Below are 13,788 nucleotides of genomic sequence, written 5' to 3' on the forward strand. Positions count from 1 at the left end.
TAGTTACAATGTCGCCCCGGCTTCTCTGTGCCTAGTAGTAAAACTTATATGCTCGTTAGCGAATGCATGTCACTGGAATATTGCCCCCTCTTTATTCAAGTCATTTTATTCACGTTGGAAGCATATTAGGCAGCCGGGGTTATTTTTTAAAAAACTAATAAACTTACATATAAGATTAAAGGAGCAGGATGATCATGAAACTTGAAGATATCATTAAAGAACGGCGCAGCATCAAGCGATTTAAGGACATTCCTGTTCCTCTTGATACCATCCAAACTTTATTGGAAACGTCGACGTGGGCACCAAACCATAAAATGACCCAGCCATGGCGCTTCGTCGTGGTTCAAGGTGACAGCCGCATAAAACTGGCAGAAGCAACCCGTGCCTTCATGGCAGGCAAAGAGAAGGATCCGGAAAAGAAAAAGGAAGCAGGACAGCGTGGATATAACAAACTTATTGGTGTCCCGATGTTTATCGCAGTAATCATGGAAGAGAATCCAAATCCAATGATACGAGAAGAGGATTATGCAGCTACAAGTGCTCTGATCCAAAATTTCAGCCTGCTTGCCTGGGAACAAGGAATCGGGATGATATGGGAAACATACGGCATGATACACAGTATGGAGTTTCGTAATGCTCTAGGCGTGAAGCCTGGCGAGAAAATCGTCGGTAGTCTTCACGTTGGCTACCCTGATATGATCCCCACCCCACGTCCAAGGAAAGCGATCGATCAAATACTGACCATTATGGACTAATATAAAAGGAAAGTCTCCAATCTTTAATTGGAGGTTCAGACTGTAGACAAACTTCGATGAAAATCGAGTTGAACTGCCCCGTAAATGTTAGACACCAAACTAACATTTACGGGGTGTTTTTTTATGGCTTTTACAATTTGAACGTTGTTTTAACGTAGGGAACTCGCTTTCGCGGGCGGTCCTGGAGCCTCCTGGGCTTACGCCTGCCGTGTCTCCCCTTGACGCGATTTCCCTGCAGGAGTCTCGCACCTTACGCTCATCATAAAGAACCAGATAAAAAGTCCAGCCGTACGTATAGTGACTAAAAGATTGATCACAAAAAAACCTCCTTCTAAAAGGAGGTCACTGATCTATTATTCTCAAAAGAACTCGTGATATAATGCCTGAATTGCCGTCTCTTCATTGAATCCTTTCACGCCGAACATCATGCTTACCTCTGAAGATCCTTGGTTGATCATCTCAATATTGACCTTTGCATCGGCCAGCGCTTTTGAGGCTCTTGCCGTTGTACCAACATTATGGCGCATTCCTTCACCTACAATCATGATTAAGGCAAGATCATGCTCCACCATCACTTCATCAGCATGCAGTTCTTGCTTGATGCGTGAAATAATTTTCTTCTCGGCATCACCCTTCATCTGGTCCTGCCTTAATATTAGTGTCACATCATCAATGCCTGACGGAATATGCTCATATGAAACACCGTAATCTTCAAGGATATGCAGCAGTTTCCGGCCAAAACCAACTTCACGGTTCATCAAATATTTGCTAATGTAAATACTGCAAAATCCCTTATCACTTGCAATCCCGATAACCGGACCATTCGTATTATCCCGTGTGCTCACAATGCGGGTCCCTTGTGCCATCGGGTTGTTCGTATTTTGGATATGGACAGGTATTCCCGCACGGAATGCAGGTATTAGCGCCTCATCGTGGAATACCGAGAAACCGGCATAAGAAAGCTCCCGCATTTCGCGATAAGTTAATTCCCGGATCCCTTTCGGATTGGAAACCACATTCGGATTCACCGCATAAACGGCATCTACGTCCGTAAAGTTCTCATACAAATCAGCTTTGACGCCATTCGCAAGTATCGAACCCGTAATATCGGAACCGCTCCTAGAGAAGGTTAAAACATCACCATCTAACGTATACCCGAAGAATCCTGGGAATACTACGATTCCAGGTTCATCACGAAGAGCATATAATCGATCATAGGACTCTGGCAGCACCTTGGTAAATCCACCTTCATCCGTTACGATCAAGCCAGCCTTCTTTGGATTTATATACTGTGCCTCTATCCCGCGGCTTTGGAAATAACCTGCGACCAGCTTCGCATTATTATCCTCACCGCTGGCCTTCAAGGCATCCAAATAGCGCTTCGGGTTAGTTTGGTCTGCATGCAACAGTGCCATTAAATTTTCATGAATCCCAGTGATGACACGCTCGGATATATCCAGCTCTTCAGCAATGCTCGCATAGCGGGAGACCACGTCCTCAATTAAAGGCTCACCGTTATTCCCGCGCAGCTGCTGTTCTGCAGCCTCAATCAATAGATCCGTCACCTTTATATCATCGGAATTGCGTTTCCCTGGAGCCGAAACGACCACGATCTTCCTCTCTGGATCTGAAACAACAATTTCGAATACCTTCCTCAACTGTTCACCTGATGCAAGTGAACTTCCTCCAAACTTTGCAACTTTCATCTCGACATCCCCTATTTTCGTAAATATTCTGTCAAAATCAACTCTCCCTATTATTACGCTTTTTAGCGAAACAATCAAGTGGAAATTCCATTATAGGAGGACATTTGTATTTTTAAAAAGGACAAAGAAACAGGACCGCTAATCGAGAATGGCTAAAACAAAAAAAAGACAACAGGCATATGCCCATTGTCTCTCCTATTCTTTAACGATTATCCACAGTTTCCGGGTATAAGTCATGATTCATCAAGCGGTAATCCGCCATTTCCTCATACTTCGTACCTAGTTTCCCATAATTGGTGTATGGATCGATGGAAATTCCGCCCCTAGGAGTGAATTTACCCCAAACTTCAATATACTTCGGATCCATCAATTCGATTAAATCGTTCATGATGATGTTCATGCAATCTTCATGGAAATCACCATGGTTCCGGAAGCTGAATAAATAAAGCTTCAAAGACTTGCTTTCCACCATCTTCACACTTGGAATATAGCTGATGTAAATGGTTGCAAAGTCTGGCTGCCCCGTTATCGGGCATAAGCTAGTAAACTCCGGGCAATTGAATTTGACGAAGTAATCACGGTTAGGGTGCTTGTTATCAAACGACTCCAGAATTTCAGGTGCATAGTCGAATGTATATTTTGTCCCTTGATTCCCAAGCAATGTAATATCATTTAATTCTTCTTCTTTTCTTCCAGACATAAAAAAGTCCTCCTCTTCCACGTTTGTCAGGGGAGATTCATAAAATGGGCCTCTATATAACAAAAACCATATCTCCTCAAAGATATGGTTGATTCGCGAAAAATATCAAAGCCATAGTTTTTTTAAGAGGGTGATGCTATGAACCTCTCCCGTTATCGGGAAATATTTTAAATTGTCATAGTAAATATAAAAAAAAAAAGACAATCTGTCAATGCAACTCTCTTAAATTGGGTTTGATTCCTTTATATATTCAGTTTAAAATGAAACAAGCAGTTCACCCTATAAGAAGGAAGAGATCATACAAATGTGGATTTTTGCAGCACTCATCACCAGTTTATGTTTCGGTATCAATAATAGCATTTTCAAATGGAGCAGCGGAAAAGGCTATTCCAAGATACATATCCAATTTTTCTTTTATTTTTCAGCTTTTATTTTGTCCATTTTTTATGGAGTATTTATGGATGGTTTGAAGCTGGATTGGCTATCTATCTTGCTTGGTGCAGCTATTGGTATACTGAACGCTAATGGTAACATCCAGATGGCAAGCGCCTTTGAAAAAGGGCCGGCAAGCTTGACATCACCATTAATCGCAGCGAATGCCATATTCCCCATTCTCTGTGCAGCTTTAATTTTTCACGAACATATTTCTACCCTGCAGTGGAGTGGAATCGTCTGCATGTTTCTCGCTACCTTAGTCATTCAGTATACACCTAATGCTAAAGGTAACCATCAATATGTCCCTTGGATTATGCACACATTATTCTCCATCTTATCTTTTGGTGTACTCGGCATTCTTATGACGACATCAACACGTCTTCATTTAAACTCCCTTGATATCCTTGTATCAATGTATGGAGGCGGAATGCTTTATCTTCTTTCGGCTCTAGCCTTTAAAAATGAAAAAATCAAGCTAAAGGAAGTCAAAATCGGTTCCTTAGTAGGCTTTTTAAGCATGATAGGCTATGGATGTTATTTCTTTGCATTGAACACCGGGATCGCAAGCATCATTTTCCCTGTCGTCAGCCTGAACTGTTTAGTTGTCGTATTCGCTGGATGTTATTTATTCAAGGAAAAACTAAAAACCTATCAAATTGCCGGAGTATTTGCAGCATTAATCGGCATTATCTTAACTAAAATATGAATATAGTTCATTTACAAAAACAACCTGGCTGTCATGTGCACACAAGCCAGGTCGTTTTTTTATTTAGCCGGGAAATAGGATTGGTTCAAAAAAAGTGTTGACACATCCTTTTAAATAACAGATAATTTTGAATATTAATTCTTCCAATTTTGCTGCTTTTGAAATGTTTGAAAAATTCTCTGCCACGGGTATAAAAGAAGTAGGTACAACCATCTCATTTAATTAAGAAAGGAAAGATGCAAAATGGTAAAAGTTACAGTAACAGTTGATTTCCAAGGAAAATCTTATCAAACTAACGTCCTTACTAAACCGGGTACTAATCAAGAAGAAATTTTACAACTAGCCCTTCATCAAGTAGAAAAACAATGGAAAGCATAAAAAAGCAGGCATCGTAATAGATACCTGCTTTTTTATTACCTTTTTGATCTAATTTCTAAAATCACTTTTCACATGCACTATAAAGATCCCCTTTACAGATATTCCCTCCCACTTAAAAGCAATTGTTTTTTCCTTCAATCTGAATAACCAGTAATTTAGAATTACACAATAAAGACTTATAAAAAAGACGGTCTTTTTAAGGACCGTCAAGTTTGTAGACAAAAGGAATCCTATCTAACGGTTAAAACAAAGTTGGTTGGAACGGTTGTGCGAGAACTCCTGCGGGAAAAGCGCGTCCAAGGGAGACCCCTCAGGCGTAAAGGAGCAAGGGGGGCGGAAAGCGAGTGCCTGGAGTGGTAATCTAATTTTTACATACCCTCAAAAAAACTGTAGACAAACTCGATTTTCATCGAGTATATCTACAGTCTGAACGCTCATTTTAAGGACCGTCTTCTTTAATGTTTTTATACTAAATTTCTTATTAATGGCATGGAATGTTCTTGAAGGCTATCGGAAAGCAGGCTATAAGAAACTAATTTCTTCTTGTACTGCTTAACTACATCAACATGATCGTTGTAAATGTACACAAATAACCTAACATCCTTTTTGCCACTTTTAGTATCAATGACTAATGGAGTCCCACTGTTCTCTGGATGTAAAAACAATTGCTCGTTACCCGGGAATATGTGATTTTTCTTTAGAAATCTAGCTTCATTAAAATAATTTATGACTTGGAGTTTTTTTTCATTTTCCAAGCGTTTTCCGTTAAGGGTTACGATAGAGTTGGCTTCGCTAAGTTCAGAATGCAGTTTAAATTTGCTCAGAATCCAATTCACTGTATCGGTCGGAAGACAAGAAACTAATATTTTAACCAAACTTAAGATAATTGTTAAAATCAAAACAGGCAATGTCATATTTCATCATCTCCGCTATGGTCTAAATTTATTGGCATATAACTAATTATAACAAAGGGACGGATGGATTTTCATAGAAGATGTGACCGTTCTATTAACGTTTCGCTTTTCGTGAACCCCGAAATAAGATCCAATTTTCATGCAGCGAATTAGAAAAATATATACCTCAACCACTGCAATTAAAAGCAAAAAAACTGGACGTCATGATGACGACCAGTTTTTTCGGAATTGCTTATTGATATCCCCAAATCATTGTTAGCATTGTACCGAAAATCGTAACTAATGCAACAAATAATCCATAATAAACGTTTGTATAAATCGATGCTTTATCTTCAGACTCTCCTGCATGCATGAACATGACCAATTGAAGTGCTGCTTGCATGAAGGCCGTCACAAGCAGGACGATCACTCCCATTTTAAGTGAAAGATCAAACACTATAACTGAAAGTGCAACCAAAGTCAGGACTAGTGAAAAGGCAAATCCCATTACTTGTCCCCGTGGGAATAATTCTTTCATATTACATCATTCCTTTCAGGTAAACGAAACTGAAGATGAAAATCCAGACAACGTCTAAGAAATGCCAGTATAGTGAGAAGATGAAAGCCTTGTTTGTTGTTTCTGGAGTAAAACCGCGTTTTTTAGTCTGCAGAATGATGAATGTTCCCCAGAACAAACCAAGCGTAACGTGAGCTCCATGCGTACCTAGCAACGTAAACAAACTAGATAAGAAAGCACTTGTTTGGATCGTTGCTCCTTCATGTACATACTCCACGAATTCGTAGATTTCAACTCCCAAGAAGCCTAAACCAAGAATAAGAGTGATAACGAAGAAACTTAGCATTGCTTTCTGTTTACCAAGTCTCATTGCATTGATTCCAAGGCCGATGGTAAAACTACTTGTTAAAAGGAAAATGGTTTGAAGCATTAGGGTTGGCACTTTAAAAAGTTCTTCCCCTGATGGGCCATTCCCAGTTCCCTCAACTAATACAAAGTAAGTGGCGAACAGTGTAGCGAAAAGAGCTATTTCTGCTCCCAGGAAAATCCAAAATCCAAAAATCTTTAAGCGATTTTCTTCCGTGCTATATTCTAGTGGCAGCGAGCTATCTATTTTCATTACTTAGCACCTCGCAATTTATTTTCAGTTTCTTCAATCTCTTCAACGGAGATATAACGTCCGTGATCTTTTTCGAATGAACGAAGCGTCATACAAGCAAAGATTCCGATTGTTGCAATGATTGCAATGATCCACATGCTGAATACCATCGCAAAGCCCCAAACGAAGAAGATACAACTCAGGATAAATGGCACGCCGCTGTTATTTGGCATATGAATCTTTTCTATTTTACCGCTGAATAATTTAAAGCCCTTTTTCTTAGAATCCCAGAAGGCTTCCGTAGAATCAACTGTTGGTACAACGGCAAAGTTGTATTCAGGAATTGGTGTATGCGTTGCCCACTCTAGAGAACGTGCATCCCATGGATCGTTTGAAATATTTCTTGATGCATAACGAGTGCTCCAATAAATGTTGTACAAAATTAAAGCAAAACCTATTGCTAAGCCAATCGCTCCAACGAAAGAGAGCATATTCAATGGACCATAGCCCGTTGATTCAGAGTACGTGTACATACGACGTGCTTGCCCATCTAAACCAGTGATGAACATCGGGAAGAATGTTACGTTAAAGCTTATTGTAATGAACCAAAACGACCATTTCCCAATCTTTTCGCTCAACATGAAACCGAACATTTTTGGCCACCAGTACGTAAAACCAGCAAGTACGGCAAATACAGTACCTGGAATCAATACGTAGTGGAAATGAGCTACTAAGAACATTGTATTATGGTATTGGTAGTCAGCACTTGCCATCGCAAGCATAACTCCCGTTACCCCACCGAGTGTGAAAATCGGAATGAAAGCTAAAGAGTAAAGCATTGGGACGGTAAAAACGATTTTACCTTTCCAAAGTGTGAACAACCAGTTGAATATCTTAACACCGGTCGGTACGGCAATTGCCATCGTTGTGATGGAGAAGATACCGTTAACCATTGCACCGTGACCCATTGTATAGAAATGGTGAGCCCATACAACGAAAGAAAGAGTAGAAATAGCTACCATGGAGATAACCATCGAATTATACCCGTATAGGTTCCGGCGTGCAAAAGTTGAAATGATTTCACTGTAAATACCGAATGCAGGTAGAATGACTATATAAACTTCAGGATGTCCCCATACCCAGAACAAGTTTGCCCAAAGCATATCACTACCGCCATTAGCCATTGCAAAGAATTGAGTTCCGAATAGGCGATCCATTGTCATCAACGCAAGAGCAACCGTTAATACAGGGAAAGCGAAAACGATAATAAAGTTTGTTATCAAAATGGACCATGTGAACATTGGCATTTTCATTAAACTCATGCCAGGTGCTCTCATTTTCAAGATGGTTACGATAAAGTTGATACCAGTCAGTAATGTACCGATACCAGCAATCTGAATCGCAATCGCGTAATAGTTCGAACCGACTGATTCAGCGAATTCGTTACCTGCCAGTGGGAAGTAAGAAGTCCAACCTGCATCAGGAGAACCACCGACTACGAAAGAGATGTTAAATAACATCGCACCCATAAAGAATAACCAGAAGCTTACTGCGTTTAGACGTGGGAATGCTACGTCACGCGCTCCAACTTGTAATGGTGTAACAATGTTCATTAACCCAATAATAAATGGCATAGCCATGAACAGGATCATGACAACCCCGTGTGTTGTAAAGATTTCATTATAATGCTGTCCATCCAACAAACCGTTATCTGGAACAGCCGTTTGAGCACGCATCATGAGGGCATCTGCGCCACCACGGAAAAGCATAAGTAATGCTGACAAGATGTACATGATACCAATCCGTTTATGGTCAACTGTTGTTAACCATTCACGCCATAAGTAACCCCATTTTTTAAAATAGGTAATTCCGGCAACAACCGCGATCATGGTCAAGCCAATAGCAATCATGGATGCATAAATTGCAGGACTTGGGTGAGGTACGGCAAATCGATCAAAGTAATCCATACTTTTGTGACTCCTTTCAGGAAAATATTCCTTATCGTGTAAAACTAGTAGTTTAATAGAACGTGAGTTAAAACCTTAATGATTGCTGTGTTCTGAATGTCCCTCGTGTGAATCTTTGCTGGACTCCTCAGAATCAGTTTTTTCAGTATCAGATGTTCCGTGGTGATGACCTGAATTTTCACCCTCTGGAGCTGGAGAAAACTTCAAGTGAGTCCCAGTGAACGTGGATTGCCCCACATGACCTGGTTCTAATAATTCATTGAATTTATCCTCAGTAATTGGTTTAGCCGTAGCTTTAATTTCATCTACCCACTTATCGTATTCTTTTGTAGGCAATACATTAACGTTGAACGTTTGCTGAGCAAAACCTGAACCACTGAAGTTTGAATTTCGACCCATATACTCCCCTGGCACATCAGCAGCTAAATGCAACGTGGTAACCATGTCGGACATCGCGTATTTTTGTCCACCAAGTTGTGGAATCCAGAAACTGGCGATTGGACCGAATGAGTATAGTTTAAATTCAATTGGCCGATCAGTCGGTAAAAACAAATAGTTAACTGTTTCTATGTCTTCTTCCGGATAACTAAAATGCCACTTCCAGTTAGAAGATGAAGCGTAGATAACTAATGGTTCTTGTTTTTCGTAACCTTTCGGTGTTGCCTCAACTTCATTTGTTGTTTTTACAGTAACAACTGAAAGGAAAGCAACGATTAAAATTGGAATCGCAACCCAAATTATTTCAAGAACCTTACTTCCTTCAATATGAGGTGGTTCATAATCATCACTCTGTTTGGAAGCACGATATTTCAATATCATAAGGACATACAGTACGACAACGACAAGAACGACAAAGGCCATTGTCCAGATCGATATCATAATAACATTTGCTTGTGTTGCAGCTACTGGCCCTTTAGGGTCCAAGACCATTAATGGGTTATCGCAACCAGTTAGTACAGTTGCAATAGTAAAAAGTATAGTTAATAAAGCCCATTTCATTTTCATAGTACTACCCCTTTCTTACATATTAAAATTCCTATTGGTAATTATTCGGATAAAGTGTTACCATATTCACAAATACCGACATACCAATATTAATCCCAAGTGTTAAAAAAGACAATACAAAGTGACATCTGTCACATAAAGTTCATGAAAGAGCAGTAAGAAGATGGTAATTGACCTGAAATGTTCGAAAACCTAGCGCAAATGAAATATAATAGGAATTTATAATCTATTCCCGCAAAGGTCTACATACTGTTATAGCTATTTACAGCTGTTCCCTATCTTATTTTAATATAATGAGTTATAATTTCACCTTATAATTTCGTACATCATTAGTCCCTTTATAAGCCCTAATGAATACACTTTTATTTACATCTTGAATTAAACACGAAGAGTAAGTAAATGAAGGGTTAATATAATTGAAGAAAAACAAATTTAATTCCTTTAAATAGCCACATGCACAAAATTCCTACAACGGATCTGTTGATGCAAATAATAAAGCCACCCACACAACCGTAAGTTCAGTACATTATATCCACCGGTTTTGGGTAACAAAAAAAAAAGCAGGGTGTCAAATTGACACCCTGCTTCTTTTTGCTTTGGCCTTTGTTTTGATTTTTATGATTTTGGTCGTTTCCGGTTCAACTCTTTCACCCTTATGAGTGTTCATCACCATTTCTTCTGTCAGGACAAAAAATATGCCAACTAGAAAAATGGCAGCTGCGCTTAATGTGATAGCCATTCCAACAGCGGTTAAAATATAATCTTTATTGTAATCGCTTACAAAAAAACTTAAGGAAAAAATGATCATCCCGATTACACACCCTGTGCCTGATACCCATTTCACTGCATCTAACATCTTCTGATTAGCTTTCATTATTTCATCCCCTTTCTTTCTATTTTATGACAATTCACAAATTTGTCAAACTTTTTATAATTTTCAATATATTCTCAATGAAAACCTTGACAAATTAAACTGATTACACCAGGCTTTTAGGTATTTAAGACTATACGGAAAATTAATAAAACAGGATAAATACACTATCATTTTTCCCTATATTATCCTTTTCTATACCATTTCTTTTACTATCATTTACAAAGAAAAAACCCCTGAAGCATATCAGGGGTCAAACTACATTCTATGATTTCTGTAATGTTATCGTTACCGTTTTCTCTTCCGTCCCCCTATACACCTTAACCTTTACTTTATCGCCGATTTTCTTATTTGTGTATAAGTGTTTCCTTAATTCTGCAGCGGAATTGATTTTCGTTCCATCAATCTCCACGATGATGTCCTGTTGCTTAAGACCTCCATTCGCTGCAGCCGATCCTGATTCTATGCTCGTAATCATCACACCTGTTTTTGCAGCTTCAGGTATATTTTGAAGGGAATACTGCGGCAGCTCTTCTATACTTGCCAGACTCACTCCTAAATAAGGCCGTGTGATTTTTCCGTTTTCAATAAGCTCCGTTACAATTGGAATTACATCATTGCTCGGTATGGCAAACCCTAGGCCTTCGACACCGCTTTCGGAGATTTTCAGACTGTTTATGCCGATTACTTCGCCAGCCGTGTTGATCAATGCACCACCGCTATTGCCAGGGTTAATCGCCGCATCCGTTTGAAGGACATCCAGTTCCCACTCCCCGTCCGATGTATCGACTGAAATGGAGCGCCCGGTCGCACTGACGATCCCTTGAGTAACAGAACGTGAAAAATCAAGTCCAAGAGGGTTACCAATGGCCAATACTTCTTCGCCTGGACGTATGCTATCTGAATCCCCGAAATTAATTCCCTCTGGTGCTTTCGAGGCATCGATTGTCAAAACCGCCAGGTCCGTCAAAGCATCAGCGCCGACAACCTCTGCCGTCGCCTTTTGTCCATCATACAATGAAATTTCGACTTCCTTAGCACCTTCGATTACATGATTGTTCGTGATGATATAAGCCTTCCCATTATCTTTTTTATAAATGACCCCTGAACCAGTGCCGCTCTCAACCGTTTCACTTTTCGTGCTTTGCTGCTGGAAGGGGTACTGATTTTGCACCTCTTGTAAATTCACGACCCCTACGATCGATTTGGAAGCTGATTCAACCATATCTGCCCGATCGTTTGAATCTGAACTTGTCGATAACTTTTCTGCATTGACACTTCTATTCTTTTCCACGCTTTCCGTTTGCTCTACCCCTGCCGTTTGGGTTGACTCATTCATTGAGTTTTTCCCTTGATCAATAAAGTCCCCGCCAAATACAAATACAGAAGAAGTAACCATGGAAGCAATTGTCCCAGAAACAAGGCTAGTTAGCCAAAGAGATTTGCCCTTTTTCCGTTCTTCCTTCACCCTGACTTGCTCATCACCTTCATAATTCTCCATCTTAATCCCTCCTATGAATGTCCTTTACTTGCTTCAATCATAAACAGGAAATATTAAAAAATTCTTAAGAAATAAAGAAAGAGTCAACTTTTTTAAAAAAATAGGTTTTTCCATCGAATCCTGCTACGTTCATGTCGCCTAATCACAAAATAAAGAGACCTCAACAGGGCCCCTTTTCAATTCGACCATTCAATTATCCTTACATGACTTCATAAACTTCTTTTGTCTTCTTATTCACGCCATACCGGCCCCAAATAGCATTGTGGCCACTTTTCTGACTGCTATCCATTTCGAACACTTGAAAAATGTAATTTCCCTTTTTGTCATCATGATCATATTCGATTTGCAAATGCGGAAAGTTTTCCATGTCCACGTAATCTTTAACAAGTTTCTCCGCTTGAGATTTACTTAATGTACTACCTGACCCCTTACTCCCTTCTTTTCCTTTTGTATCCATTGCCGCCTTATCATCTATTTTGGATGTAATGGTCCCGTCCTCATTTGCTTCCTCAACCTGCTCCGCTTCATCATTCCCCTCTGCTGTTTCTATCGTGGCAGAATCTGATACCGGATGCATGTCCCCCGCCTTTAAAACCATCCGTTTACCTTCCTGGTATTTTGCCTTATATGCGGTTGCTTCTTCAAAATCTCTTTTGGCCGAATCAAAATCCTGTTCGTCGTATTTCTTCATTCCACTCGCCAGAAAACCTGAAAGATCCATTAACTCTCTTGATTCCGGTGTTTTTGCTTCTTTATAAGCTAATTCAAATGCCTCGTGGGCTTCTACATAATTCTCCTCATTCAACTGACTTTTCCCTAAATCCATATTGGAATCATAATTCCTGGTTACGCATCCTGAAGTAATCAACACCAAAAAAATAACCATGATTGATCTCTTCACTATATCCCTCCTCACTTTCCCAAAGTACTCTTCCATATTATTCTAATCTTAAACCATTTTATTAGAAATCCGATACCTCAATTTCATTAAGGAAATGTTTACTTTTATGATTAACTTTTTACAAATAGTGGTACAGCATCAATAAACGTATGAAAGGATGATGTGCAGAATGATGCAGGAAAAACAGACCTATCATGTCGATTTGGTCAGCGGCGACGTACTCGGACAAAAACTTGAAGAGAACCCGAGCTTCACCATACACGCAACAGATGAGGAACTCGCAGAATTGAAACAATGCTTAGAGGAACATCGGACAGATGACTTGGAGGCATATGCCCGTTCACATGTTCCATATCTTCTCTATCATCATGACCGGGCAAATGATAAATACGATGCAGCCATGAAAAGGCTTTATGCCCTCATATATAAATTAGGCGATGAAACGGCCCGAAATCATATTGAAGAAATCGGTATATTGAAGGATAACAAATTCGAGGGCAATGAAGAAGTGCAAAAATTCAAATAAAAAAATATGAACAGAACCTGACATTTGAACTGCACCCCAATTGTTAGACAACATCTAACAATTGGAGGTGCAGTTTTTTTGACTAAATATACGATAGACGAAAAATTACATGCAGTTTTAGAGTACTTAGAAGGGAAAAAATCCTATAAATCCATTGCACAAGAAAGAAATGTAGGTTTATCCCCTCTGAAAAGATGGGTCGCTCGCTATCTAAAACATGGGATGGAAGGACTTGCTTCATCCTATACAAATTACACTCTGCCCTTTAAACTAGAGGTACTTAAATATATGAACGAATATGGGGCATCAATCAACGAGACCGCTGTACA

General features: G+C 39.6%; 15 protein-coding genes. 5 read left to right on the forward strand and 10 right to left on the reverse strand.

Going from position 1 to position 13,788, the window contains the following annotated elements:
- The first annotated feature begins 194 nt into the window (after positions 1-194).
- Positions 195-755, forward strand: coding sequence for a nitroreductase (locus LQ203_RS19850; RefSeq protein ID WP_230160591.1), 561 nt, complete (start codon positions 195-197; stop codon positions 753-755).
- Positions 756-1,114: 359 nt separating this feature from the next.
- Here the strand turns inward: LQ203_RS19850 and LQ203_RS19855 are convergent, their stop codons facing one another.
- Complete coding sequence (locus LQ203_RS19855; protein WP_230160593.1) at positions 1,115-2,461, reverse strand: aspartate kinase; 1,347 nt, start codon at positions 2,459-2,461, stop codon at positions 1,115-1,117.
- Positions 2,462-2,663: 202 nt separating this feature from the next.
- Positions 2,664-3,161: a preQ(1) synthase gene (gene queF / locus LQ203_RS19860; protein WP_230160595.1), complete on the reverse strand. Its 498-nt coding sequence runs from the start codon at positions 3,159-3,161 to the stop codon at positions 2,664-2,666.
- 304 nt (positions 3,162-3,465) lie between these two features.
- On the opposite strand from queF, the gene LQ203_RS19865 reads away from it, so the two are divergent.
- Positions 3,466-4,302: an EamA family transporter gene (locus LQ203_RS19865; protein ID WP_230160597.1), complete on the forward strand. Its 837-nt coding sequence runs from the start codon at positions 3,466-3,468 to the stop codon at positions 4,300-4,302.
- A 243-nt stretch (positions 4,303-4,545) separates the two neighbouring features.
- Positions 4,546-4,680: a BA3454 family stress response protein gene (locus LQ203_RS19870; protein ID WP_230160599.1), complete on the forward strand. Its 135-nt coding sequence runs from the start codon at positions 4,546-4,548 to the stop codon at positions 4,678-4,680.
- 464 nt (positions 4,681-5,144) lie between these two features.
- Here the strand turns inward: LQ203_RS19870 and LQ203_RS19875 are convergent, their stop codons facing one another.
- From LQ203_RS19875 to LQ203_RS19910, 8 genes are all read right to left on the reverse strand, one after another.
- Positions 5,145-5,594 (reverse strand): YfmQ family protein, encoded by a 450-nt coding sequence (locus LQ203_RS19875; protein WP_230160601.1) that lies wholly within the window; start codon positions 5,592-5,594, stop codon positions 5,145-5,147.
- Positions 5,595-5,826: 232 nt separating this feature from the next.
- On the reverse strand, positions 5,827-6,111 hold the full coding sequence (qoxD, locus tag LQ203_RS19880; protein ID WP_230160603.1) for a cytochrome aa3 quinol oxidase subunit IV: 285 nt from the start codon (positions 6,109-6,111) through the stop codon (positions 5,827-5,829).
- Position 6,112: 1 nt separating this feature from the next.
- The gene (qoxC, locus tag LQ203_RS19885; protein WP_230160605.1) at positions 6,113-6,709 is read right to left on the reverse strand and encodes a cytochrome aa3 quinol oxidase subunit III; all 597 of its coding nucleotides are present in this window, start codon (positions 6,707-6,709) and stop codon (positions 6,113-6,115) included.
- Positions 6,709-8,655, reverse strand: coding sequence for a cytochrome aa3 quinol oxidase subunit I (qoxB, locus tag LQ203_RS19890; RefSeq protein WP_230160607.1), 1,947 nt, complete (start codon positions 8,653-8,655; stop codon positions 6,709-6,711). The genes qoxC and qoxB overlap by 1 nt, the downstream gene beginning before the upstream one ends.
- 75 nt (positions 8,656-8,730) lie before the next feature.
- Positions 8,731-9,660 carry a cytochrome aa3 quinol oxidase subunit II gene (gene qoxA, locus LQ203_RS19895; protein WP_230160609.1) on the reverse strand — a complete coding sequence of 310 codons (930 nt, stop codon included), beginning with the start codon at positions 9,658-9,660 and terminating at the stop codon, positions 8,731-8,733.
- Positions 9,661-10,228: 568 nt separating this feature from the next.
- Positions 10,229-10,534, reverse strand: coding sequence for a hypothetical protein (locus LQ203_RS19900; protein WP_230160611.1), 306 nt, complete (start codon positions 10,532-10,534; stop codon positions 10,229-10,231).
- 262 nt (positions 10,535-10,796) lie between these two features.
- Complete coding sequence (locus LQ203_RS19905; protein ID WP_230160613.1) at positions 10,797-12,032, reverse strand: trypsin-like peptidase domain-containing protein; 1,236 nt, start codon at positions 12,030-12,032, stop codon at positions 10,797-10,799.
- A 199-nt stretch (positions 12,033-12,231) separates the two neighbouring features.
- Positions 12,232-12,933 (reverse strand): hypothetical protein, encoded by a 702-nt coding sequence (locus tag LQ203_RS19910; protein ID WP_230160615.1) that lies wholly within the window; start codon positions 12,931-12,933, stop codon positions 12,232-12,234.
- A gap of 169 nt (positions 12,934-13,102) precedes the next feature.
- Between LQ203_RS19910 and LQ203_RS19915 the strand changes: the two genes are divergently transcribed.
- Complete coding sequence (locus LQ203_RS19915; RefSeq protein WP_230160617.1) at positions 13,103-13,459, forward strand: hydrolase; 357 nt, start codon at positions 13,103-13,105, stop codon at positions 13,457-13,459.
- A 78-nt stretch (positions 13,460-13,537) separates the two neighbouring features.
- Positions 13,538-13,788, forward strand: a 251-nt coding sequence (locus LQ203_RS19920; protein WP_230155323.1) for a transposase, incomplete at its 3' end; no start/stop codon positions are given.

It is taken from the genome of Peribacillus sp. Bi96 (assembly GCF_918698115.1).
In the GTDB taxonomy this organism is placed as follows: domain Bacteria; phylum Bacillota; class Bacilli; order Bacillales; family DSM-1321; genus Peribacillus.

Coding starts and splice junctions, on each gene's coding strand:
- LQ203_RS19900 (WP_230160611.1), bottom strand. CDS start 10,534: ATGAAAGCTAATCAGAAGATGTTAGATGCAGTGAAATGGGTATCAGGC.
- LQ203_RS19855 (WP_230160593.1), bottom strand. CDS start 2,461: ATGAAAGTTGCAAAGTTTGGAGGAAGTTCACTTGCATCAGGTGAACAG.
- qoxB (WP_230160607.1), bottom strand. CDS start 8,655: ATGGATTACTTTGATCGATTTGCCGTACCTCACCCAAGTCCTGCAATT.
- qoxA (WP_230160609.1), bottom strand. CDS start 9,660: ATGAAAATGAAATGGGCTTTATTAACTATACTTTTTACTATTGCAACT.
- LQ203_RS19905 (WP_230160613.1), bottom strand. CDS start 12,032: ATGGAGAATTATGAAGGTGATGAGCAAGTCAGGGTGAAGGAAGAACGG.
- LQ203_RS19865 (WP_230160597.1), top strand. CDS start 3,466: ATGTGGATTTTTGCAGCACTCATCACCAGTTTATGTTTCGGTATCAAT.
- LQ203_RS19875 (WP_230160601.1), bottom strand. CDS start 5,594: ATGACATTGCCTGTTTTGATTTTAACAATTATCTTAAGTTTGGTTAAA.
- queF (WP_230160595.1), bottom strand. CDS start 3,161: ATGTCTGGAAGAAAAGAAGAAGAATTAAATGATATTACATTGCTTGGG.
- LQ203_RS19850 (WP_230160591.1), top strand. CDS start 195: ATGAAACTTGAAGATATCATTAAAGAACGGCGCAGCATCAAGCGATTT.
- LQ203_RS19870 (WP_230160599.1), top strand. CDS start 4,546: ATGGTAAAAGTTACAGTAACAGTTGATTTCCAAGGAAAATCTTATCAA.
- qoxC (WP_230160605.1), bottom strand. CDS start 6,709: ATGAAAATAGATAGCTCGCTGCCACTAGAATATAGCACGGAAGAAAAT.
- qoxD (WP_230160603.1), bottom strand. CDS start 6,111: ATGAAAGAATTATTCCCACGGGGACAAGTAATGGGATTTGCCTTTTCA.
- LQ203_RS19915 (WP_230160617.1), top strand. CDS start 13,103: ATGATGCAGGAAAAACAGACCTATCATGTCGATTTGGTCAGCGGCGAC.